Origin of the sequence: Chryseobacterium sp. Y16C (assembly GCF_022488405.1) — a bacterium.
Classification (GTDB): Bacteria; Bacteroidota; Bacteroidia; order Flavobacteriales; family Weeksellaceae; genus Chryseobacterium; species Chryseobacterium geocarposphaerae.
This window is the reverse complement of record NZ_CP092711.1, coordinates 4793171-4814628: the sequence shown is the minus strand read 5'-3', so window position 1 is coordinate 4814628 and position 21458 is coordinate 4793171. Positions and strand designations below refer to the sequence as shown.

Here is a 21458-nt window from a genome sequence, read left to right as displayed (position 1 = left end):
AATGAATTATAAAAACCCCGATGAAAACGGATATTATGGAGAATTTGGCGGAGCTTTCATCCCGGAAATGCTTTATCCTAATGTGGAAGAATTACAGAAAAACTATCTTAAAATCATTGAATCGGAAGATTTTCAAAAGGAATATCAGGATTTATTAAAAAACTATGTCGGGCGGGCTACTCCTTTATATTTCGCTAAAAATTTAAGTCAGAAATACCATGCTCAGATTTACTTAAAAAGAGAAGATCTGAATCACACCGGAGCTCACAAGATCAATAACGCCTTGGGACAGGTTTTACTGGCAAAACGTCTGGGTAAAAACAGAATCATCGCGGAAACCGGAGCCGGGCAACATGGAGTGGCTACTGCTACAGCCTGTGCTTTGTTAGGCCTTGAATGTATTGTGTATATGGGAGAAATCGACATTCAGAGACAGGCCCCGAATGTGGCAAGAATGAAAATGTTGGGAGCTGAAGTAATAGCCGCAACGTCAGGTTCAAAAACATTAAAAGATGCTGTAAATGAAGCCTTAAGAGACTGGATCAATAATCCGTCAACAACACATTATGTGATTGGAAGTGTGGTCGGTCCACACCCTTTTCCCGATTTGGTTGCCCGTTTTCAGAGTATTATTTCAAAAGAAATTAAAGAGCAGCTCTTCGAACATATCGGAAGACAAAACCCTGATTATATCATTGCCTGTGTTGGTGGCGGAAGTAATGCAGCAGGGACTTTCTATCATTTTGTAGAGGAAGAAAATGTAAAAATCATTGCCGCGGAAGCAGGTGGTTTTGGAATTGATTCAGGAAAATCAGCGGCAACAACTTTTTTAGGGACTTTGGGTGTTTTACACGGAAGTAAAAGTTTGGTGATGCAAACGGAAGACGGGCAGGTTATTGAACCCCACTCTATTTCAGCAGGTTTGGATTATCCCGGAATTGGACCTTTTCACGCCCATTTATTTAAAGAAAAAAGAGCCGAGTTTTTTAGTATTAATGATGATGAAGCCTTACAATCTGCATTTGAACTGACAAAACTGGAAGGTATTATTCCCGCACTGGAAAGTGCTCATGCTTTGGCGGTTTTAGAAAAGAAAGAATTTAAGAAAAATGATGTGGTCGTGATTTGTTTGAGTGGTCGAGGCGATAAAGATATGGAAACGTATTTAAAGCAAATGAGAAGGTAAATAACCTTAAACCAATATTCATTCTTCTCACTGCTGACTTCTAACTTCTAACTTCTAACTTCTAACTTCTAAAAAATGAAAAAACTCAACATATACTTCACCGCAGGCATTCCACAGTTGGAAGACACTGCTGATATTATAAAAACTATTCAGGATTCCGGAGCAGATATGATCGAAATCGGGATGCCTTATTCAGATCCTGTTGCAGATGGACCTGTTATTCAACAGGCTCATGAACGGGCGTTGGAAAACGGAATGAATATTGAAAAACTATTTTCACAGTTAAAATCCATTAAAGGCGAAATAAAAATTCCGGTTATTTTAATGGGATATATCAATCCTGTTTTAAGTTTCGGATTTGAAAAATTTTGTCGGGAATGTGCTGAAAGTGGAGTTTCAGGGCTAATTATTCCTGACTTGCCTCCTATTGAATTTGAGAAAAATTATCAAGAAATTTTAGAAAGACACCATCTCAATTTCACATTTCTGGTGACCCCGGAAACTTCAGACGAAAGAATTCTCTATCTGGATTCTTTAAGTTCCGGATTTTTATATGCCGTAAGCTCTTCCTCAACCACCGGAAATGAAAATACCATTTTGAGTAATGAAGAATATCTTTCGCGACTGGCTTCTCTCCCCTTAAAAAATCCTGTCATGATCGGTTTTGGAATTAAATCAAAAAAAGATTTTGAAAGCGTAACCGAAAAAGCAGACGGAGGAATCATCGGAACAGCTTTTGTGAAAATCCTTTTAGAAAATCAACATTGGAAAGACAAAGCGCAGAGCTTCATCAAAAATATAAAGAACTAAAAAAAAGCAGTCTTATTCCCTGAGAAATAAGACTGTTTATCTTTTAAAAGAAATACTTTTCTAATTCCTCAAAAAAGCTTTTCTCGGAAGGTTTCCAACCCAGTTTTTCCTGGGTTTGCAAACTTGTTGCCGGACAATTTTCCTGTACAAAATATGTCATCCAGGTAAAATATTGTGAGGCTTCTTCTTTAGAAAAAGATTGTACCGGAATATTTAGCTTTTCACCTATATATTCTGCAAATTCTTTCATGGATAACTGCTTATCATTGTTAACAGCATTGTATCTTGCTCCTTTTTCTCCTTTCTCGAGCGCTAAACGAAACAATTTCGCAGCATCCAGACGATGAATTGCAGGCCAAACATTGCTTCCATCTTCTATATATGCTGCTGTTCCTTTAGTTTTTGCCAGTTCTGCCAGTATCACGCCGAAACCTCCTTTGAAACCATGTTCAGAATTCCCATAAACACTTGGAGAAAGACGTACAATAGATGCATTAACACCTGCTTCCGTCAAACTCACAAAAGCTTTTTCAGAAAACCGGACCGATTCCGCAGGTGCTTTGCTTTCTTCAGTGATTTTTCCATTAATAAGCGGTAACCCCAGTGTTCCTCCTGTAACAACAATAGGTTTATCCGTTCCTTTGAGGACTTCTCCCATAGCTTCAATAGCTTTTTCATCTTTAAGCGCGTTACTTTGATAATCCGAAAAATCATGAATAAAAGCAGTGTGAATAGCCCCGTCTGCTTCTCTCGCTCCTTTCTGTAGAATATCAAAATTTTCCAAATCTCCCATCAGAACTTCAGCTCCGGCTTCTGAAATAGATTTCGCAGATTCCTCTGAGCGGGCCAATCCTGTTACCTGATGTCCGTTTGCTATTAATTCTTTTACGACTGCAGAGCCTACAAATCCTGAAGCTCCTGTTACAAAAACTTTCATATTATATGTATTGTGTTAAAAATTTCTAGTACAAATGTAGCTTTACTGTATTCTTAAAAATAGGTCATTTGACACAATTTCACCACAGTTTCATTAAAAAGGAGTAATTTTAAACATAATTTCTATTTAAAAATGTCAGAAATCTTTAAAAAATATTTCCAGAAGGTTCTTCCTGATTTAACGGATGAAAAGTTTAATTTAATTGTAGAAAAAAGTAAATTAATCACGCTTCCACGTAAGGAAATGATTTGCAGGCAGGGAGATATCTGTAACTTAAAAATTTTTGTTGCCAAAGGACTTCTCCGGAATTATTCTATCTCCGAAGATGGAAGTGAGCATATTCTGCAGTTTGTAAATGAAATGTCTTGGACTACAGATCCTGAAAGTTTCTATACTAATATGCCTTCAAAACTGAATATTGAAGCATTGGAGCCTTCAGAAGTTTTTGTATTCAATCTTGAGGATTTCCATCAGCTTCGGGAAGAAATTCCTACCCTCAGTATCTTTATTGAGGAGCTTTTAACAAAAAAAACAATGGAAATCAATAACAGGCTGCTGGTGAATATCAGCAGTACTCCCGAAGATAAATATTTACATTTTATTAAAAATCATCCTGATTTGCTCAACAGAGTTCCTCTGCATATGATTGCCTCTTATCTTGGGATGTCGAGAGAAACGTTGTCAAGAGTAAGAAGGCAAATCCTGAAAACTGTCTGATTAAACTTTACAAAATAGAGATTCAAGAATAAATACTATAGATTTTGTCCATTCCATACAAGCATAAAAATCACTAAATTTGTGTATTCAAAAAATGGTATGAACACAATTCAGAATAAAGTAGTAGAATTCGAAGATTTAGGCATAAAAGAATATCAACCCGCTTGGGATTATCAGGAAAAACTGATGAAAGATATTATTGATACGAAAATAAAGAATCGCAACTTACCTGCAGAAGAACATAGCACAACTCCCAACCATTTTCTTTTAGTTGAACATCCACATGTCTATACATTGGGAAAAAGCGGACATGAAGAAAATATGCTGGCCGGAATGGATCAGTTAAAGGAAATCGATGCCACTTTCGTAAAAGTAAACCGTGGCGGAGATATTACGTATCACGGGTACGGGCAAATTGTGGGCTACCCTATTTTAGATCTTGAAAATTTCTTTACGGATATTCATAAATACATGCGAAATCTTGAAGAAGTGATTATCAGAACCATTGCAGAATACGGTTTAAAAGGAGAACGCTCTCCAGGAGAAACGGGAGTCTGGCTGGATGTAGGAAAACCTTACGCCCGAAAAATATGTGCGATGGGTGTAAAAGCTTCACGCTGGGTAACTTTACATGGTTTTGCCTTGAATGTGAATACGGATATGCGTTATTTTGAATACATCATTCCTTGTGGAATCAAAGATAAGCAAGTCACTTCTTTAAAAAGAGAGCTTGAAAGAGATTTGACTCCCGAAGAAATGGAAGATATTAAAGCTAAAATCAGAAAACATTTTACGGATGTTTTTGAGGCAGAATTGGTGAATAAATAATGAATACTATTACGGTCAAAAATAAAACAAACTGGTTTGTAACAATCTTTTTCGGATTCGGACTGTTACTTACCAGTTTTATTATATTTATTCTTCTTCAGCTTTCAGCTTTTCAGGAAGATTCAGTTTGGCTTTCATTATTTTCTTATGCCAGTATTTCGGTCCCTTTTGGGGCATTTTTCCTACTCTTTTTGTATTTCTGGCTTTGGAATACGTTCGGAAAGACAGTTTTAGGATATGATTCTAGAAAGATTGTTGTTACTAAAAAATATAAATTATTCTGTAAACCTAAAACCTATTACAGAACCGAGGTTCAAAAAATAGATATTGAAGACTTTAGAATAGAAAGAACAAAATATAATGTTCGTTATCATTTCTCATGGTCGGATTCTACTTTTTCAATTATATTTATTCACAATAATTTACCGATAAGAATCATTGACTGGATAACTGATGAAAAGGCTAAAGAAGTACTTAATGCCATACAATAATCGGTTTCAGAATATTGAATAGATAAATACACTTATCTTATTACAGAAATCCCAGCATCCACTTTCAGTTCTGCGCCATGAATATAAGAAGCCTCTTCCGATGCCAGGAAAAGTACCGCATTTGCAATTTCTGATGCTTCTCCTTGTCTTTTAAAAGGTATAGTAGGAATAATATTTTTGACCGCCTCTTCAATTTGTTCTGAATTTAGACCGGTATTGTTAAAAATATTCGTTTTGATGTGACCTGCGCTTATTCCATTTACCCGGATTCCTCTTTCTGTCAATTCCGTTGCAAATGTTTTGATAAAAGACTGTACCGCTGATTTTGCCGCAGAATAAACTGAAAAATTGGGCATCGCAATTTCAGTAGCAACGGAGGTATTGAAAATCACAGAACTTCCTTTTTTCATCAACGGTAACATCTGCTGAACCGTGAAAAAAGAACCTTTCACCAACATATTAAACAATTCATCAAAATGATTTTCGTCCACATTTTCGATCGGTGAAAATCTTCCGTAACCTGCATTGGCAAACACCAAATCAATATTCTCCGTGTATTTTTTGACTTCATTTCGGAGATTCATTAAGTCACTTATATTTCCGACATCGGAAACAATTCCGAAAGCATTTTTCCCTAATTCTTTTAATGCCTTGTTAACGGTTTCCTCGCTCCTTCCTGTAATAATCGCCGTTCCGCCTTCCCTGATCAATTGTTGTGCCGTTGCGAATCCCATCCCGTTTGTTCCGCCTGTGATTAAGGCAGATTTGTTTGTAAATCTTTGCATTGTTTATCGTTTAAAAAATACTAATGCAAAGTTTCAAAAACAGCGGTTCTCAAAAAATCCGATTCTTGCGGAATTCAGTTTTTTTATTAAGTATCTTTGAAAAAAACATTCGAATGAAAATTTTAAAATTTCTCCTCTCATCAACAGCTCTTTTTTTATATTCATGTGTAGGTTCTGATCTCACTTCTCTGCCCAGTACAATTGAAGAGGCAAAAAATGATAAATTATTAATTCATATTTACAGGCCTTCTCAAAGATATGTAATCATCAATAATTCAAAATATTACCTAGAAGATGCTTTTACAACCTTTAAGTTTAATTCTAAAAGAGATCTGACAATCAATAAAAACTTTTTTTCCTTTATTATAAAACTGAAAAATATAAAAACTGGAGAAAAAATGCTGGCTATGGAGGATGACTATGGTCAATTTATCAATTTTCATGCGGACAACGGAGGAATTCACGACTCTAATTTGAGTCTTAATTATGATGACATTAACCAGAGAGATAAACTGGACACGATATCAATAGGGTTTAAAGATCATCAAAAAAAAGAAACAACAGTAAAGTTTATTAAAATAAAATAATCATATCCTTTATTTTAATTTTACCAAACCCTTTTTTATTAATCACCCTATTTTCAAATTTCTTTGCTCAGAAAGTTTACCAACTGTATCAAACTGATACAGTTTTTTTTTATTTATAATTTTAAAATCAATAAGTTAAATTTTCATTAATAATTATTATAGATTTTTTCAAATGTTAAATTTTACTAAATTAAATTGCGCACAATTTAATTGGCTATATATTTGCATAGACAATATCAGTAAAAAATAATTTTAAAATAAAAACAATATGTCATTACTACAAGATTTAGAATGGAGACATGCCGTAAAAGCATACGATCCGACTAAAAAAGTTTCAGAAAAAGATTTACATACTATTTTAGAGGCAGCAAGATTAGCTCCTACTTCATCCGGTTTACAGCCGTTCCGTGTTATTGTAGTGGAAAATCAGGAATTAAAAGAAAAAATGGTTCAGGGCGCTTTGAATCCTGAAGTCATGAGAGATTCTTCCCATGTTTTGGTATTTGCAGCCTGGGACAGTTATTCTGATGAAAAAATCGACAAAGTTTATGATTATCATACCGATGTAAGAGAATTGCCAAGAGGACGTTTTGGAAGCTATACGGATAAAATAAAAGAAATATATGGGGCACAGACACCTGAAGAACATTTTGCCCACACCGCAAGACAGACTTATATTGCATTAGGTTTTGCTCTGGCTCAGGCAGCAGAACTGAAAATCGACAGTACTCCTGCAGAAGGTTTCAGCAATGAGATCGTTGATGAAATTCTGGGCTTAAAAGAATTAGGGTTAAAAAGTGTAAGTTTGCTTTATCTTGGTTACAGAGACGAAGAGAAAGACTGGCTGGCTTCTATGAAGAAAGTTCGTATTCCGATGGAGGAATTCATCATTAAAAAATAAACAATCATCAATTTTCATTTTTCTATCGTATGGAAAATTCAGAATCTTTACAATTAAAAAATCAAATTTGCTTCCCGCTTTATGTAATCGCGAAGGAGATTACAGGACTTTACCGTCCGTTTCTTGATGAGCTCGACATTACCTATCCTCAATATCTTGTCATGATGGTGTTGTGGGAAAATGATGGTCTTGCTGTGAACAGCATTGGAGAAAAACTGTATTTAGACAGCGGTACATTGACTCCTCTTTTAAAAAGATTGGAAGCCAAAGGATTTATCCAGCGAAAAAGGAAAAAAGAAGATGAAAGAGTGGTTGAAGTATTCATCACAGAATCAGGGAAGGCTCTTCAGCAAAAGGCATGTGAGATTCCCGAAAAGATTCACAGCAAAATAGATGTCACGAAAGAAGACTGGATAGCGCTGAAAGAAAGTGTCCAAAAAATATTAAACAAAATAGAAAAATAAATGAAAACCTTATATACAACAAAAGTTACCGCAAAAGGAGGCAGAAACGGCCAGGTAAAAAGTGAAAACGGAATTCTTGATTTAGAAGTAAGAATGCCAAAAGCTTTAGGTGGTGCAAACGATGATTTTACCAATCCTGAAATGCTTTTTGCAGCAGGATATTCAGCGTGTTTCGACAGTGCTTTGAACAGAGTCATTAGCTTATCAAAAACAAAAACCGGAGAAACAACCGTTACAGCATTAGTAAGCATCGGACAATTAGAAAACGGAGGTTTCGGATTAGCCGTTGAACTGGATGTGAATATTCCCGGAGTTTCGATTGAAGAAGCACAGGCTTTAACGGAAAAAGCCCACGAAATATGCCCTTATTCGAATGCCACAAGAAATAATATTGAAGTGAAGTTATCGGTAACAAACAATTAGGATCAATTTTTTAATTATACAAAATCTGTTTCTTTGGAAGCGGATTTTTTTGTTTTTTAAGAGCTCTTCTGAAGAAAACAATTAATTTTATAGAATCATCAAACAACATTAAAACATCAGATAATGAAAGAAGAAAAATTTGCAAAATACAGTGATCAGGAATTATTAGACAAAAGGAAAAATTTAAAAACACAACTTATTATCAATGCAGTACTTATCGGGTTTTTAATTGGAATTTCAATATACGGAGCTGTAAAAAATGGCTTTACGTTTTTCACTCTTTTTCCATTAGTCTTTGTATTTTTTTTAATCAAAAATAAAACCGACAGCAGAGAGCTGGAAAATGAAATTAAATCAAGAGATTTGAAATAACTTCCACATCCTTTTTTAACTTTGATACATACTTTTCTACTAAATTGAAAAAAATCCTTACCTTAACCATTACCATTTGTGGCTGGTTATATTTCTATTCCCAAAACACCTACGCATTTTTTGGTTCGTTCAACCGCGATAAAGATACAGAAGGAATTTATGTATATGAACTAGATACCATCAGCGGAAAACTATTGAAACTCACTTCTTATACAGGAATTTTAAACCCTTCCTTTCTTACTTTGTCTCCGGATGGAAAATACATTTTTGCCTGCACCGAAAGCAAAACAAAAAACGGCGGAAGTGTAAGTAGTTTTGAATTCAACAGAGAAAATAAAACAATAACTTTCATCAACAAGGAAAAAAGCGGAGGTGAAAATCCTGTGTATCTGACTGTTCATAAAAACGGAAAGTGGCTGGTCAACGGAAATTATACGGAAGGCAGCGTGTCTGTTTACCCCATTTCAGAAAACGGAAAAATAGAACCTTATGTTCAAAATTTTCAATTTTTGGAAGGAAGTATAGATCCTGGCCGACAAGAACGGGCACATATTCATGCTACTATTTTTTCTCCTGAATTTGATTATCTGTTTCTTCCTGATTTGGGAGCTGATAAAATCAGAACCTATCAGTTTAACAGTGATAGTAATGAGCCTTTAAAAGCTGCTAAAGTTCCATTCACAAAAACCACTTTAGGAAGTGGACCGCGACATTTTGCTTTTCACCCGAACGGAAAGTTTGCGTATTGTATTGAAGAAATGGGCGGGGCAGTAAGTGCTTATTCTTACGAAAACGCGAAACTGAATCCCATCCAAAGAATCAATACTCACTCCGAAAAATATAAAGAGGACTTTGAAAGCTCGGATGTTCATATTTCTCCCGACGGAAAATTTTTATATGCATCCAATAGAGGTATTGAAAACAATATTGCCATATTTTCTATCCAGAAGAACGGGATTTTGAAAACAGTCGGTTATCAGTCAATAAAAGGAAAACACCCGAGAGTATTTGGACTTGATCCCAGTGGAAAATTTCTGGTAGCTACCAATGCAGGAACTGGAACTGTAGTTGTTTTTAAGAGAAACCCTGAGAACGGGTTATTGAAAAAAGTAGGTAGAAAGATTAAAATAAAAAGTGTTTCCTGTGTCCAAATCAGGAGATATTAATGCTTCAACACCGAAATAATTTAATATTTTTGGATTTCAAACAACACCAATATCATGAAACAAATCTTCAGTCTAATTTTAGTTGTAAGTACAATTTTTTCTTATGCCCAAAAGTATGCTTTTGCCACAGAGTTTACCGATGGAAAGATAACACTCAAGGATCAGTCCGAACTCAGCGGGCAGATCAAATGGTACCCGAGTCAGAATGATAAATTAAGTTTCAGAACAGCCGAAAAAGAAAAACCTGTAAAGTATACACCTTATGATATTGTAAGCTTTTCTTCGGAAAACATGAAATTTGTCCCTTTATACAATTTCTCTGCCTATGCCGAAAATTATGCTTTAGTTGGAAGTCCGACAAAAATTACGGAAACCTTTGGAGAAGTCATTTCTGAAGGAAAATTCAATATTTATTTTACTTCTATAAGAGGTTATAATGCGATCGCAAGAGTCGCAGAAGATTATCCGAATTTTGTTTTTCAGGATTCCAGTGATCCTGATAAAAAGTTATATGCTTACCCTTATATGATAAGAATGAAAGAAAAGAAATATGAAAAGGCAAAAGAAAATCTCTATATTCTGTTCAAAGATTACCCTGAAGTTATTGAAAAGATAAAAGCTTTTAAAAAAGAAGATGACTTCCTAGAAATTATTAAAATGGTTAAAGATATTAATAATAAACAGAAGAATAATCTAAACTAAATCTATCTTGTCACAGAATCACTTTTCTTGAAGGCATCCACTTTTTTATAAGAATCGTTTTTCTCTTTTTCTTTTTTATCTGAAATTAAAATTCCGAAAAGATGGTCGATTTCGTGCTGGAAGATGACCGCAGTAAAGCCTTCTACAATTTCTGAATATTTTTGACCTTTTAAATCAACATATTCCAATTGAATCACTTTGCTTCTGTAAAACTGGTCTCTGAAATCAGGAATCGATAGATCTCCTTCCGGACCGAGATTCTGTAATTCTGATCTCCAGACAATTACAGGATTGATGAAATACTCCAAAGGTTCGCCCTTTTTATCAAAACGCTGAACCCAGATAATTTTTCTATTGATCCCAACTTGAGGTGCTGCTATTCCTACTCCGCCGTCGGTTGACAGCAAAGATTCTTTCATTCTTTTAACCAAAACTGCTGTGTTTTTATCCAGCGGATCGATTTCTGTGGAAAGATTTAGTAACGTTTTATGCTGATGTTCATCCGTTGTTTGATATATTGGTAATGCTGCATTAATATCACCGTGATTGATGATTGAAATCTCGTTGGAAGTCAGTTTCTGAGCATGGAATAAGCCGATGAAAAGTATGAGAAGAAAAGATAGTTTTTTCATTTTTTAAAGGATGTTATACAAAGATAGCTAATGTCTGTTAAAAATGATGATTGTCATTCTGAACAAAGTGAAGAGTCTACCTAGTTCTAAAGATTCTTCACTTCGCGTTGCTTCACTCAGAATGACAAACCTTACGCATATAAAAACGGGCTAAAGCCCGTTCCTATTGATAATTTTACGATTAAATGATTTCTCTGCTTTTCAAACTTGGTTCTTTTTACTTTTTACCTGGCTCTTTCTTAATACGTTTTCGTCATATCACTCGGAATAACCAGATTGAAATCCGTTGGAATATAATCTTTTTCAGGAACTTTTAATTCAGGATTTTCAGATTCAAAGACAGAGATCACGGCCATTTTCAGGTTCGGATTTTTCTGTTTGATGTACCAATAAATTCCGCCAAATTCTTTGCTGTGGTAATTTCCATTGTAATGGATGAATGTTTTTCCTGGTTGAATATTTTTCAGAATAGATTCCGCCATTGTAGCGTCTTTTATAGCCTGAGCAGAAATAAAATTCATTACTTTTGTTCCGTCGACATGATCTCCCATCATCGATTTCATTTCAGGATAACCGGGTGTGTCCAACGTTACTTTTATTGGTAATTGTGCAATGTATGTTTTTTCTTTTTCGGATAAATTATTCAAAGATTCCAGTCCTTCTTTTGACGTTTGAGAGGCATATCTTCTAGGGATATTTGTTGCAATAAAGCTCAGCTTTTTCTCTTTCGCAAAATCAACCAAAGGTTTGTAATCTGTTGTGAAATTATTCCATAAACGTGCGGAATCTTTTAAGGTTTTAGCATCAAAATTCCCGTTTAGATATTTGTCTAACTGAGATTGATTATCTCTTTCAAACATTTCTGCTCCCAAAATCAACTGACCGTTTTTCTGAGCATACAAAGCTTCCGTAATTTTGAGCTGAAGCCAATGATTGATCGAATTATTATGATTTTCACCAAAGAAAACCACATCATAATCAGCTAACTTTTTCACTAATTTTTCAACCTCGATCTCTTTTCCTTTTTTATCATAAAACTGATATGGTTTGAAATTTTGGGCACTCCATAAACCAAAAACAACAAGCAATACAGCGATGAAAATATTTCTCATTTTTATTTTTTATAGTTTTAAATTAAATATTTAAACAGCAATTGGACGGCTGATTGTCATTCTGACGAAGGAAGAATCTATTCATTATAAAAATAAAAAAAGATTCTTCATTTCACTCCGTTCCATTCAGAATGACAGAGGGAGATTCTAACAAATTTATAAGTTAACCTTTTTACTTAATAAAAAAGCCGCCCTGCAATAACAAAACGGCCTTATTATAAAAATTATCTAACTATTTATTTTTCCAAGTCTGCCACAAGGTCTTTCCACTCTTGCAATTCGGGAATTCCTGGTTTTCTTTTCCCAAAGAACTGAACGATAAAGTCTCCTTCTTTATTAAATACTTCAATAGCCGTTACTTCTCCATCTTCCGTTGGTTTCTTTACAATCCACGCTTCAGCAATTTTTGTAACGTCAAGGTGTAAATTGAAATCAGGATCCATTACATTGAACCACTGTTGGTGCCAAAGTGTTTTCTTAACCGTTCCCGTATGGATTTGGATGATTCCTCTGTTTCCTACAAATACCATGATTGGCAATTGTTTTTCCGAAGCATCTTCAAGCACATTTACCACTTTTGCATTGTCGATTTTTTTAGCAAATCCTTCTGGCGCCAATCTTAACGCCTGAGTTCTGCTTACTCCGAATTTTCTTGTCATCATGAAGAAATCGTGGGTATCTTTCAACTCTGTCCAGGCTTTTTGAAAACCTTCTATATCAATCTCAGCATCTGCTTTTTCTTCAGCTTTTGGAGCCACCGTTTCAAATTCGAATGTTGAAGTTTGATCTTCTGCTTTAAATTTTGCAACAATAGCATCAAAAGCTCCTTCATTACTGTCTTTTGTCAAATAAATCTTGTGTAAAGCCAATCCGTCTTTACCAAAGAATTGTAGACTTTTTCGGTCTCCTTCCACCACTGCGAAAGCCAATTTCCAATGGTTTAAGAAGATTCTCAAATCAATATCCTCCCCCACAAAAAGTTGTGCATGCGGGCTGCTGAAATCTCCATTCAGATAAGTGCCTTTTCTCTCGTGAACGCACTCTTCATTACGGGTAAGAGCCATCACTTTTCCTAATTGCTCAGCCTCGGTCAGAATTTCTTTAAATTCCGGTCTCAAAACCGTTACTCCTTCTCCTACATTGGTTACCAATAATTCAGCTTCACTTACTCCAAGTTCTGCAGCTGCATTTCTGATTCTTATATGTGGATTTTCAGCTTTTAATGCTTCCCATTTTTCCTTAAGATCATTTACTAATGTGCTCATTATTTTATTTTTTTATGGTTAAAACTGTATAATTTCTTGTGATTGTTTCGTTTCCTGTCTTGCTTTTTACCTCTTCTTTCTTTTCGGAGATTTTCATTCTTTTGAAATGGCTTTTAGAAACGGTTTCTTCCATTTCGTCCGTATTGTATAATGTAAAATTAAATTGAGTAAAAGGCAGCTCCTCCATGAAATCTCTTTGTCCGAAAGTCAAAACAAATGTTCCGCTGTCTTTCAGTACTCTGTAGATTTCATTTAAATATTCAATGGGTTTCTTCCAGAAATAAACCGTGTTTACTGTAAATATTTTATCAAAAACTCTGTCTTCAAAAGGTAATTTTTCACCTTCATACAGTACAAAGTCTGCCTGATTTTTATATTCTTCATTCAGTCTTTTGGCCTCATGATGCATGGTTTCAGAAATATCAATACCTGTATATTTTACATTCCGGGCTTTGTTTAAAATACTTTTAACGTGGGCTGCGTTGCCATGGCCGATTTCAAGAATGGCTTCCTCGTCTTCGATTAAAAGCGTTTTGATGCTTTCCAGCGTCATTCCTATGTTCGTAGCATTCATCATCTCACCGATTTCAATTCCTTTTTCTCCTTCGGGATTGGCAAGATGCTGAGCTAATATTTTTAAGTCTTCTTTTTCCATATTATCCAAAAATAATCATGGGGTTATTTGTGATTGGATGGTCGCAAATGGTACAGGGAAAGTTATAGGCTTTGCTGATATTCTCAGCGGTAAAAACCTCCGATGGTGTTCCATACGCGGAAACTTTCCCAGATTTCATCAATAAAATTTTATCTGCAAACTGTGCCGCCAGATTCAGATCATGGAGAACGACAATTGCAGAATTAGCTTTTTTAGTAAAATTTTTAATGATTTCTAAAGCCTTGTATTGATGTTTTATATCTAAATTATTTAATGGTTCATCAAGAAACATGAGTTTGTGGGCAATATCGTTCTGTAATTGTGCCATTACCCGGGAAAGGTGAACACGCTGTTTCTCGCCTCCTGATAATGTATTGTAATCCCTGTCTTTTAGGTGATATACATCGGTTTCGTACATCATATGGTTCATCGCTTCATGATCTTCCTGTTTCGGCTGAGCATCAAAATACGGATACCGTCCCATCATCACGACATCTTTTACTTCAAGCGGAATATCGTTGCTGTTGTGTTGAGAAAATTTCGCTTTATGTTTTGAAAGTTCTCCCACCTGCCAATCACTGATATTTTTATCTTTAAATAAAATTTGATGCTTAGACTTTACTTCATTCGCCAAAACACTTAACAAACTTGATTTCCCGGCTCCGTTCGGACCTACAATGGCCAAAAATTCACCGTATTCCAAATGAACATCAACAGCATCCAGAATATGGAATTCCTTATGTTTGTAGCTTATCTGATGTGCCTTTATCATTACAGTGACTTTTTGAATTTAATTAAAATAGCAATAAAAATAGGGCCTCCCATTAAGGCTGTCAAAATGCCGATCGGTAATTCTGAAGGTTCTACAATACTTCTGCTGAACGTATCTGCCGTCAACAGCAAAATGCTTCCGCAAACTGCCGATAATGGTAAAATAAAGGAATAGTTCGATTTAAATAAAAGTCTCAGAATATAGGGCACAATGAGACCTACAAAACCAATCGTCCCTGAAAATGCAACACTGCTTCCTACCATTAATGCAGTGATAATGATAATCTGTTTTTTTAATCGTTCAACATTAACTCCTAAATGCTGTGCATCTTTTTCACCTAACATCATCGCGTTCAGTGCTTTTCCTTTAGGCAATAAAATGATATAGGAAATAACTAAAACTACTGTCAGAATCAGATTCTTCGTCCAGGTTGCAGCAGCTAAGCTTCCCAAATTCCAAAATGTTAAATCTCTCAACTGGTCGTCTTTTGAAATATAGATCAAAAAACCTGTAATGGAAAAACCGATAGCCGTAATGGCAACTCCGGTTAGCAACATCATGACCACATTTGTTTTTCCTCCGCTCGTGGAAATTCTGTATACCAGCAACATTGATAAAAAAGACCCGATGAAAGCGGCAATACCTACCAATGAAAATTGTACGGCTTCAGGAAGATACTGCTTAAAATACCCTCCTAAAACAATGGTAATGGCGGCAAGTAATGTTGCTCCTGATGTCAATCCTATTAAATCTCCTGTTGCCAGAGGATTTTTAAATAATCCCTGTAATCCTGTTCCGGAAACGGCAAGCATACTTCCAATGAGAATCGCCATGATAATTCTGGCAGCTCTTACGTCCCAAACTATATATTTATCACTGAGCGATACCCCCGGATCTCCATTCATTACTTTTCCCAACACTTCAAACGCAGATTTACCTCCAAAGTCGTAAACCCCGGTATTAAGTGACCATACTGCGATAATAACAAGCAGTATGGCACTTATTGTAATGTAAAAGTATAGTTTACTTTGTGTTTTCAATTAAAAGTTTGTTTAATCCAACAGCAGCTTCCCCTAATCTTGGTCCGAAGCTTGAAACCAAGCCACCGTCCATTGCAATAATTTTTTTATTTTTTCCTGCATTGGTCTGAGACACACCGGGCATTTTAAGAGCGCCTTCATTTCCTCCTGCTCCCTGTAGTCCACTTGTAAAGAAGAATAATACATCTGGATTTGCTTTTACAACTGCTTCGGGAGTCAATGGCTTGAAATCTTCAAAGTCATTCACGGCATTTTCTCCACCTGCAAGTCCGATCAATGCAGCCATGGGTGTATTTTTACCTGAAACCATCAGCATATTTCCTCTTGCATAGATGAATAAAACTTTCGGCTTTTTAGCAATAGGCTGAACCTGTTTTAAATCGGCATCGATTTTATCATTAAGCTTCTGATAGTCTGTGTTTCCAACAGCTTTTGCAACCTCAGCAATTAATTTTTTAGTTCCGTCAACTGTAAATTCTTGCTTGAACACCTCAGTTTTGATTCCTGAAGACTTAATTTTTCCCATTAATTCAGGGTTGATATCTTTATCAGAAGCTAAAATCAGTGTCGGGGAAACCGCCATGATCGGCTCAATGGTCATTGATCTCATGTGACCTAAATCTTTAGCCTTAGCTTTCAAAGATTCCGGATAGGTACTCGTAACGTCTGTTCCTACAATTTCTTTTTCATGACCTAAAGCAGCTACAATTTCTGTAATTCCACCGTTGAGCGTTACAATTTTATTATTTGATTTTGGAGCTTCAGAAGAAACTTCTGTAGTATTTTCAGTTGGCTTCTGGGTTTCTTTTTTACAAGAATATACTGCAACAAGAACAGATGCTGCCAAAATGAATTTTTTCATGATATACTATTATTTGATTATTTTTATAAAGGCTTATATTCGAAAGAAGGGAAACCTCTCTCACCCGCAACTCCCTGATCGTCTGTATTTGCTTTGGTAAGTCTGGTAAATCGTAACTTAAAGTAATATCCGTCTGAATCTTTAATTACATAAAAACGATCACCATACACTTCCAGAGCACTAGCCGTTCCTCTCCAGTTAGATCCGATTACTCGATGGTCATTGTAAACAAATTTAGTCGGGTCAATATCTGAAGCTTTAAAATTATTATAAGCATTAACTCCAGTTTCAGGAGCCGTTACTTTTACTTCGTAAGCACCTACTCCACCTACATTATTATTGTTGATGAAATCTGCATAAACATAGCTTCCCGCTCCTGTAATTGTGTTTGTAAATACTGTGAAACACAGATCCCATTTCTTTTTCTCAGGCTGAATAAAAACTTCTTTATTATTTTTGAGGCTTACAAAATTATAATTGTAAGAAGTATTTTTTGTAACGGTAATTTCCTTGTGCGAAGTATCATCAAGTGCCGCATACTTTATTTTATACCCTTCTCCTGATCTCGTAACCTGAATTTTCATCCAGCCTCTTGCATCCCCACTATACGTGACAGATCCTACAGCTACATTCCCCTGATAGATATCTTTACCCATATTGAGAAGGTAAATTCCATTATCCGTATCCAAAGCTTTTACTTCTCCTATTGCTGTATATCCTGAAGGGAAGTTTCCTTTCACATCATCAATATAAATTTCATTGGAAGGATTAAAATTAGCCACCTGAACTTCTGTTTGCAGAGAAGCCACACTTGCTGCAGTAACCGCATCAATATTAGTAGCATTTGGAATTTTCGCCGCCGCCATCTGGATAGAAGAGTTCATTATAACTTTAAATTCATTTCCTGAATAGAAAGCAAGATCCCAGTCCGTTCTTTTAGTCAAGACTCTTTTATTTTCACTAAGGTCAAACCAAACCTGATTAGGTTGTGTTGCCCCACCTACACTCACATTTACTAAAGCCCCATCTATGGGTGAAACTGCAATTGGATCTTCATTATCGCTGATACATGACTGAGAAATCAAAGCTGTCCCCAACAATAATCCCATTAATATTTTTTTCATTTTCAGTATTTTAAAAATTATAATTAAGTCTGGCAAAATAGCTTCTGCCGTAGAAAAGGTTTTGATCTCCTGCAGCAGCGGTATGTGCATTCCCCTGAATTACAGTATTTCTAATTGTTCCAACATTAAAAATGTTTTTAATACCTGCAGCTACTTCAAAATGATTGTTAAAGAAAGGCTGAGAAATTGTGAAGTTTAACATATTGAAACTTCCTACTTCACCAAGAATATAAACCGGTTCTGCTGCTACATTTCCGTTTTCTTTCAAAGTAAACTGCTTACTTTTTCCAGTGTATTTATAATATAACGCAAATAAGGTATTGGTTTTAGGAAGTGTATAGTTCACTCCTAAATTAGCTTCTGCATAAAAGTTATAATCATCCGGCGAGGTCACATTACCCGAAATAAGCTCCTGAGAAATCCCCATCACAGAAACCCCGGCATTTAAAGAAAAATTATTTCGTTTTGCTGTAAAACCTCCCCCAAATAATAAAGAGTTATATTTATTGATATTTAAATAGGTGTATTTTAAAGGACTGTTGCTGACAACTACATTCTCTATCCTGTCCTGTACATCAAGATACATTCCTGAAAGACTTACATCAAATTTCCAAGCATTAGCATTGGCCAGTTTGTAATCCCAGAATAAACCTAATGAATACCCTGTTTCAGGTTTTAGATTTTCATTTCCTCTGATATCATGATTAGCATCTACCACATAAGTGTACAATTCTTCATAAGTAGGAAATCTATTGGATGAACCAAAAACAGCACGTAAATCTGATTTTTCAGAAGTACTATACCTTGCTGTTAGCGAATAATTCATTTGAGAATCAAATCTGTCACTTAAAGCAAGACGATACCCCGGTCTTAATGATAAATCATCCGTTACTTTCCATTCTGCCGAAATAAAATTGGCATAACTGAAAATGGCTCTATTAACATTGTTGATTTCCTGAGGATTATAAGCAACCGTAGAACCTGTTGCAAAACCACTTGTTCTGTCTAGCTCATATCCTAATTGAAAATTGAACTTTTCGCTGTTTAAGAAATTACTAAACATCCCTCTCGAATACAAAACCTTAGAATCGTAATACGTATTTTTAGAGGCTCTTGAAATTTCAGTTCTATTGGGAACATCATATCTATAATCCTGACTTTCTCTTTTTTGTGTCTGATAAGAAAAATCTCCCATGTAGTTGATTCTTCCCAATTTTGTCTGAATATTAAATTGATGAATCCATCTATTCGTAAAATAATCTTTATCGTTGGCAATATAAGTTCTCTCACCTCCTCCTAAAGGAAAATCCTGTACAACTTGATTACGGTAATTAATATCTTCTTTCAAATAATTAATTTTATAAAACAAAGTCGTATTGTTTTTAGCATATCTTATCGCTGCATTCGTTGTAAGCAGATCTTTCGGAAGCCATTCGTAACCTCTCAAACCGTCATTTGATTCGGTAAAATATTTATACCCGTTATACTTCCCTTTATACCCCTGAAAATCATTATGATTAATATCCGCAGTTACAGACCAGTTATCATTAATTCTATACCCCAGATTTAAATTTTGAACATGTCTTCCGTTTCCTTTTTTGAACCAATCATAGTCTTTACCTACCGTTTCTTCCTGAAGAGAAAGATTGGCTGTTACCTTTTTAGTATAATTCTTTTTGGTAATAATATTAATTACCCCAGTCACAGCATTATTCCCGTATTCAACCCCCATTGCTCCCTTTACAACTTCAATACGTTCAATATTATTGACATTAATCTTGCTAAGATCTGTCTGATTCCCGCTTCCTCGGTCATTCACAACAGGAATGTTATCGATAAGGATTTTGGTGTAAGCTCCATTAAGCCCCATAATACTCACACTGGAGTTGCCATCTCCTGAGTCAGGCACAATTTGAATGTTAAGATTCTGATTTAAAACTTCAGCAGCCGTAGTAACAGCCATATTTTTGATCTGCTCTGCGTTAATTACCTCAACTTTATAAATCGATTTATTAATTGATTGCTGAGTATATTGCCCGGTAATGACAACCTCTTCAATTTTTTTCTGATGTAAAGAATCTTTTTCCTGCGCATGTACCCAAACCAATGCGGATAATGATACTATTGAAAGTATTTTCTTCTCCATGAAAGCTAAAAATTTTTGACAAATATAATATTTTATTTAGAATAGTTAAAAATAATTATATACTTTTGTGGAATAATTCTAAATAAAAATAACATCATGAAATTAAAACTACTTTTAGGAGCTTTAGCTTTTACTGCTATTAACGTTCATGCTCAAGTAGCAACAATTAATGAAAACTTTGATAACTTTACTAGCGGGAACACTACTTTTCCACAAAATGGATGGTCCGTTCAATTGGCAACCAATCCGCTTCCTTATCCTCCGGCTCCAATGATGATTGTGACTGCAGATACCAACAAAGCGGTTCAGTCTTATGCAGGTAATAACGGAACTGCTCCATCTTATCTGATAACGCCTCAAATCGTAGCTCCAACGGGAGATAAAACGTTAACATTTTCTTCAGGATTGGTAAGTACTTCCCCAGGAACTTCAACAATTCAAATTGGACTGGCATCGAACCCGGCAGATATGACAACATTTACTGCAGTTGGAAATCCAATTTCAATTTCTAGTGTGACCGCACAAAATTATACAGTAAATATACCTGCGTCTACATCTTCATATATTGTTTTTAAAATTACTCCTACGGCTGCCCATACCGCAACATTGATTGACAATGTAGTATATGATATTCCTGCAGTAGGAACCATCAACGAAAATTTTAATGCATTTACTTCAGGAACTTCTGCAATTCCTCAAATGGGCTGGAATAAAGTAATTGCAACCGTACCATATAATGTATACATCGCAACAAATAACGGAAGTAGTGCTATTCAGTTTTATGCAGCCAATACAGCAGGTACAACTTCATATCTTATCGCTCCCAAAATCGTAGCGCCGGATGGGAGTAAAAAATTACGATATACAACTGGTGTATCTACAAGTGCCAATGGAAATTCTACTCTTGAAGTTGGCTTAGTTTCTAACCCTACAGATATGTCTACTTTCACTTCATTAGGAGCTCCGATCACCATAACAACTTCAAATACAACCCCACAAACATTTACCTTGGACGTTCCTGCTTCTGCTAAACAGTATATTGCATGGAAATTTACAGGAGCAGCAAATCATTCTGCGGTATATGTAGATGATGTTATCTATGATGTAATGTCTGTTTTGGGAACATCCGAAACAAAATCAAACAATAATAGTTCAAATTTTGCTATCAATACAGATAATGAATTACAATTTGTAGGAAAATCAGACGTAAAATCTATCAAAGTTTACTCTGCATCAGGGAATCTTGTCGTTCAAGGAGCTGTTAACAACAACAGATTTAATATTTCTAATTTAGCAACAGGCGTTTATATCTTTGTTTCAGAAGATAATAAAGGAGGTCTTACTCAATCGAAATTCATTAAAAAATAATACTTTCTATTTTTTCTAATAAAAGGCTGCTCACTTCGGTGAACAGCCTTTTAAATTTTGTATCAGTCGGATATTTGAAATTAATTTATCAATTTACAACTCTTATTTTGGGA

Annotated in this window: 24 protein-coding genes; 13 read left to right on the top strand and 11 right to left on the bottom strand. The window is 35.3% G+C overall.

All coding sequences use genetic code 11. The features are described from left to right. Position 1: 1 nt before the first annotated feature. Together trpB and trpA are read left to right on the top strand one after the other, a co-directional pair. Positions 2-1186 carry a tryptophan synthase subunit beta gene (gene trpB, locus MKS83_RS21915; protein ID WP_240581356.1) on the top strand — a complete coding sequence of 395 codons (1185 nt, stop codon included), beginning with the start codon at positions 2-4 and terminating at the stop codon, positions 1184-1186. A 75-nt stretch (positions 1187-1261) separates the two neighbouring features. After that, positions 1262-1996, top strand: a complete 735-nt coding sequence (gene trpA / locus MKS83_RS21910) for a tryptophan synthase subunit alpha (RefSeq protein ID WP_240581355.1) — start codon at positions 1262-1264, stop codon at positions 1994-1996. A 43-nt stretch (positions 1997-2039) separates the two neighbouring features. Here trpA and MKS83_RS21905 read toward each other — a convergent pair whose 3' ends face one another. Further along, a complete protein-coding gene (locus MKS83_RS21905) occupies positions 2040-2933 on the bottom strand; it encodes an SDR family oxidoreductase (protein ID WP_240581354.1) in 894 nt (297 codons plus the stop codon). Between the two features lie 132 nt (positions 2934-3065). Here MKS83_RS21905 and MKS83_RS21900 point away from each other — a divergent pair, with 132 nt between their 5' ends. The 3 genes from MKS83_RS21900 to MKS83_RS21890 all read left to right on the top strand — a co-directional run bounded on the left by MKS83_RS21900 (position 3066) and on the right by MKS83_RS21890 (position 4969). Beyond that, the gene (locus MKS83_RS21900; protein WP_240581353.1) at positions 3066-3650 is read left to right on the top strand and encodes a Crp/Fnr family transcriptional regulator; all 585 of its coding nucleotides are present in this window, start codon (positions 3066-3068) and stop codon (positions 3648-3650) included. Between the two features lie 99 nt (positions 3651-3749). Beyond that, positions 3750-4478, top strand: a complete 729-nt coding sequence (lipB, locus tag MKS83_RS21895) for a lipoyl(octanoyl) transferase LipB (RefSeq protein ID WP_240581352.1) — start codon at positions 3750-3752, stop codon at positions 4476-4478. Continuing rightward, entirely contained in the window at positions 4478-4969 is a 492-nt protein-coding gene (locus tag MKS83_RS21890; protein ID WP_240581351.1) for a hypothetical protein, read from the top strand. The genes lipB and MKS83_RS21890 overlap by 1 nt, the downstream gene beginning before the upstream one ends. Positions 4970-5001: 32 nt before the next feature. Here MKS83_RS21890 and MKS83_RS21885 read toward each other — a convergent pair whose 3' ends face one another. Further along, entirely contained in the window at positions 5002-5754 is a 753-nt protein-coding gene (locus MKS83_RS21885; RefSeq protein WP_100375005.1) for an SDR family oxidoreductase, read from the bottom strand. Positions 5755-5867: 113 nt separating this feature from the next. Here MKS83_RS21885 and MKS83_RS21880 point away from each other — a divergent pair, with 113 nt between their 5' ends. The 7 genes from MKS83_RS21880 to MKS83_RS21850 all read left to right on the top strand — a co-directional run bounded on the left by MKS83_RS21880 (position 5868) and on the right by MKS83_RS21850 (position 10369). Further along, the gene (locus tag MKS83_RS21880) at positions 5868-6341 is read left to right on the top strand and encodes a hypothetical protein (protein WP_240581350.1); all 474 of its coding nucleotides are present in this window, start codon (positions 5868-5870) and stop codon (positions 6339-6341) included. Between the two features lie 268 nt (positions 6342-6609). Next, positions 6610-7242, top strand: a complete 633-nt coding sequence (locus MKS83_RS21875; RefSeq protein ID WP_240581349.1) for an NAD(P)H-dependent oxidoreductase — start codon at positions 6610-6612, stop codon at positions 7240-7242. 29 nt (positions 7243-7271) lie between these two features. Beyond that, positions 7272-7706 carry a MarR family winged helix-turn-helix transcriptional regulator gene (locus MKS83_RS21870; protein WP_240581348.1) on the top strand — a complete coding sequence of 145 codons (435 nt, stop codon included), beginning with the start codon at positions 7272-7274 and terminating at the stop codon, positions 7704-7706. Then, on the top strand, positions 7707-8129 hold the full coding sequence (locus tag MKS83_RS21865; RefSeq protein WP_240581347.1) for an organic hydroperoxide resistance protein: 423 nt from the start codon (positions 7707-7709) through the stop codon (positions 8127-8129). It begins immediately after the preceding gene. A gap of 123 nt (positions 8130-8252) precedes the next feature. Continuing rightward, a complete protein-coding gene (locus MKS83_RS21860) occupies positions 8253-8501 on the top strand; it encodes a hypothetical protein (RefSeq protein WP_240581346.1) in 249 nt (82 codons plus the stop codon). A 44-nt stretch (positions 8502-8545) separates the two neighbouring features. Beyond that, positions 8546-9667, top strand: a complete 1122-nt coding sequence (locus tag MKS83_RS21855) for a lactonase family protein (RefSeq protein WP_240581345.1) — start codon at positions 8546-8548, stop codon at positions 9665-9667. A 54-nt stretch (positions 9668-9721) separates the two neighbouring features. After that, positions 9722-10369, top strand: coding sequence for a hypothetical protein (locus MKS83_RS21850; RefSeq protein ID WP_240581344.1), 648 nt, complete (start codon positions 9722-9724; stop codon positions 10367-10369). Positions 10370-10371: 2 nt separating this feature from the next. Here the strand turns inward: MKS83_RS21850 and def are convergent, their stop codons facing one another. The 9 genes from def to MKS83_RS21805 all read right to left on the bottom strand — a co-directional run bounded on the left by def (position 10372) and on the right by MKS83_RS21805 (position 19977). Next, complete coding sequence (gene def / locus MKS83_RS21845) at positions 10372-11001, bottom strand: peptide deformylase (RefSeq protein WP_240581343.1); 630 nt, start codon at positions 10999-11001, stop codon at positions 10372-10374. A 239-nt stretch (positions 11002-11240) separates the two neighbouring features. Further along, complete coding sequence (locus tag MKS83_RS21840) at positions 11241-12113, bottom strand: ChaN family lipoprotein (RefSeq protein ID WP_240581342.1); 873 nt, start codon at positions 12111-12113, stop codon at positions 11241-11243. 236 nt (positions 12114-12349) lie between these two features. Next, positions 12350-13378, bottom strand: a complete 1029-nt coding sequence (locus tag MKS83_RS21835) for a hemin-degrading factor (protein ID WP_240581341.1) — start codon at positions 13376-13378, stop codon at positions 12350-12352. A 4-nt stretch (positions 13379-13382) separates the two neighbouring features. After that, positions 13383-14033, bottom strand: coding sequence for a class I SAM-dependent methyltransferase (locus MKS83_RS21830; RefSeq protein ID WP_240581340.1), 651 nt, complete (start codon positions 14031-14033; stop codon positions 13383-13385). A gap of 1 nt (position 14034) precedes the next feature. Further along, positions 14035-14805, bottom strand: a complete 771-nt coding sequence (locus tag MKS83_RS21825; protein ID WP_240581339.1) for a heme ABC transporter ATP-binding protein — start codon at positions 14803-14805, stop codon at positions 14035-14037. Next, positions 14805-15845, bottom strand: coding sequence for a FecCD family ABC transporter permease (locus MKS83_RS21820; protein ID WP_240581338.1), 1041 nt, complete (start codon positions 15843-15845; stop codon positions 14805-14807). Before MKS83_RS21820 ends, MKS83_RS21825 begins: the two co-directional genes overlap by 1 nt. After that, positions 15829-16707 carry a hemin ABC transporter substrate-binding protein gene (locus MKS83_RS21815; RefSeq protein ID WP_240581337.1) on the bottom strand — a complete coding sequence of 293 codons (879 nt, stop codon included), beginning with the start codon at positions 16705-16707 and terminating at the stop codon, positions 15829-15831. Before MKS83_RS21815 ends, MKS83_RS21820 begins: the two co-directional genes overlap by 17 nt. Positions 16708-16730: 23 nt before the next feature. Beyond that, positions 16731-17831 carry an HmuY family protein gene (locus tag MKS83_RS21810; protein ID WP_240581336.1) on the bottom strand — a complete coding sequence of 367 codons (1101 nt, stop codon included), beginning with the start codon at positions 17829-17831 and terminating at the stop codon, positions 16731-16733. Between the two features lie 10 nt (positions 17832-17841). Next, a complete protein-coding gene (locus MKS83_RS21805; protein WP_240581335.1) occupies positions 17842-19977 on the bottom strand; it encodes a TonB-dependent receptor plug domain-containing protein in 2136 nt (711 codons plus the stop codon). A gap of 96 nt (positions 19978-20073) precedes the next feature. Here MKS83_RS21805 and MKS83_RS21800 point away from each other — a divergent pair, with 96 nt between their 5' ends. After that, a complete protein-coding gene (locus tag MKS83_RS21800; RefSeq protein WP_240581334.1) occupies positions 20074-21345 on the top strand; it encodes a T9SS-dependent choice-of-anchor J family protein in 1272 nt (423 codons plus the stop codon). Positions 21346-21458: the final 113 nt, after the last annotated feature.

Bases quoted from the DNA above. Each gene is read 5' to 3' on its own strand.
- MKS83_RS21905 (WP_240581354.1), bottom strand. From the start codon at position 2,933: ATGAAAGTTTTTGTAACAGGAGCTTCAGGATTTGTAGGCTCTGCAGTC.
- MKS83_RS21810 (WP_240581336.1), bottom strand. From the start codon at position 17,831: ATGAAAAAAATATTAATGGGATTATTGTTGGGGACAGCTTTGATTTCT.
- MKS83_RS21890 (WP_240581351.1), top strand. From the start codon at position 4,478: ATGAATACTATTACGGTCAAAAATAAAACAAACTGGTTTGTAACAATC.
- trpB (WP_240581356.1), top strand. From the start codon at position 2: ATGAATTATAAAAACCCCGATGAAAACGGATATTATGGAGAATTTGGC.
- MKS83_RS21850 (WP_240581344.1), top strand. From the start codon at position 9,722: ATGAAACAAATCTTCAGTCTAATTTTAGTTGTAAGTACAATTTTTTCT.
- MKS83_RS21830 (WP_240581340.1), bottom strand. From the start codon at position 14,033: ATGGAAAAAGAAGACTTAAAAATATTAGCTCAGCATCTTGCCAATCCC.
- MKS83_RS21860 (WP_240581346.1), top strand. From the start codon at position 8,253: ATGAAAGAAGAAAAATTTGCAAAATACAGTGATCAGGAATTATTAGAC.
- trpA (WP_240581355.1), top strand. From the start codon at position 1,262: ATGAAAAAACTCAACATATACTTCACCGCAGGCATTCCACAGTTGGAA.
- MKS83_RS21900 (WP_240581353.1), top strand. From the start codon at position 3,066: ATGTCAGAAATCTTTAAAAAATATTTCCAGAAGGTTCTTCCTGATTTA.
- MKS83_RS21875 (WP_240581349.1), top strand. From the start codon at position 6,610: ATGTCATTACTACAAGATTTAGAATGGAGACATGCCGTAAAAGCATAC.
- lipB (WP_240581352.1), top strand. From the start codon at position 3,750: ATGAACACAATTCAGAATAAAGTAGTAGAATTCGAAGATTTAGGCATA.
- MKS83_RS21825 (WP_240581339.1), bottom strand. From the start codon at position 14,805: ATGATAAAGGCACATCAGATAAGCTACAAACATAAGGAATTCCATATT.
- MKS83_RS21805 (WP_240581335.1), bottom strand. From the start codon at position 19,977: ATGGAGAAGAAAATACTTTCAATAGTATCATTATCCGCATTGGTTTGG.
- MKS83_RS21870 (WP_240581348.1), top strand. From the start codon at position 7,272: ATGGAAAATTCAGAATCTTTACAATTAAAAAATCAAATTTGCTTCCCG.
- MKS83_RS21840 (WP_240581342.1), bottom strand. From the start codon at position 12,113: ATGAGAAATATTTTCATCGCTGTATTGCTTGTTGTTTTTGGTTTATGG.
- MKS83_RS21880 (WP_240581350.1), top strand. From the start codon at position 5,868: ATGAAAATTTTAAAATTTCTCCTCTCATCAACAGCTCTTTTTTTATAT.
- MKS83_RS21865 (WP_240581347.1), top strand. From the start codon at position 7,707: ATGAAAACCTTATATACAACAAAAGTTACCGCAAAAGGAGGCAGAAAC.
- MKS83_RS21835 (WP_240581341.1), bottom strand. From the start codon at position 13,378: ATGAGCACATTAGTAAATGATCTTAAGGAAAAATGGGAAGCATTAAAA.
- MKS83_RS21800 (WP_240581334.1), top strand. From the start codon at position 20,074: ATGAAATTAAAACTACTTTTAGGAGCTTTAGCTTTTACTGCTATTAAC.
- def (WP_240581343.1), bottom strand. From the start codon at position 11,001: ATGAAAAAACTATCTTTTCTTCTCATACTTTTCATCGGCTTATTCCAT.
- MKS83_RS21885 (WP_100375005.1), bottom strand. From the start codon at position 5,754: ATGCAAAGATTTACAAACAAATCTGCCTTAATCACAGGCGGAACAAAC.
- MKS83_RS21815 (WP_240581337.1), bottom strand. From the start codon at position 16,707: ATGAAAAAATTCATTTTGGCAGCATCTGTTCTTGTTGCAGTATATTCT.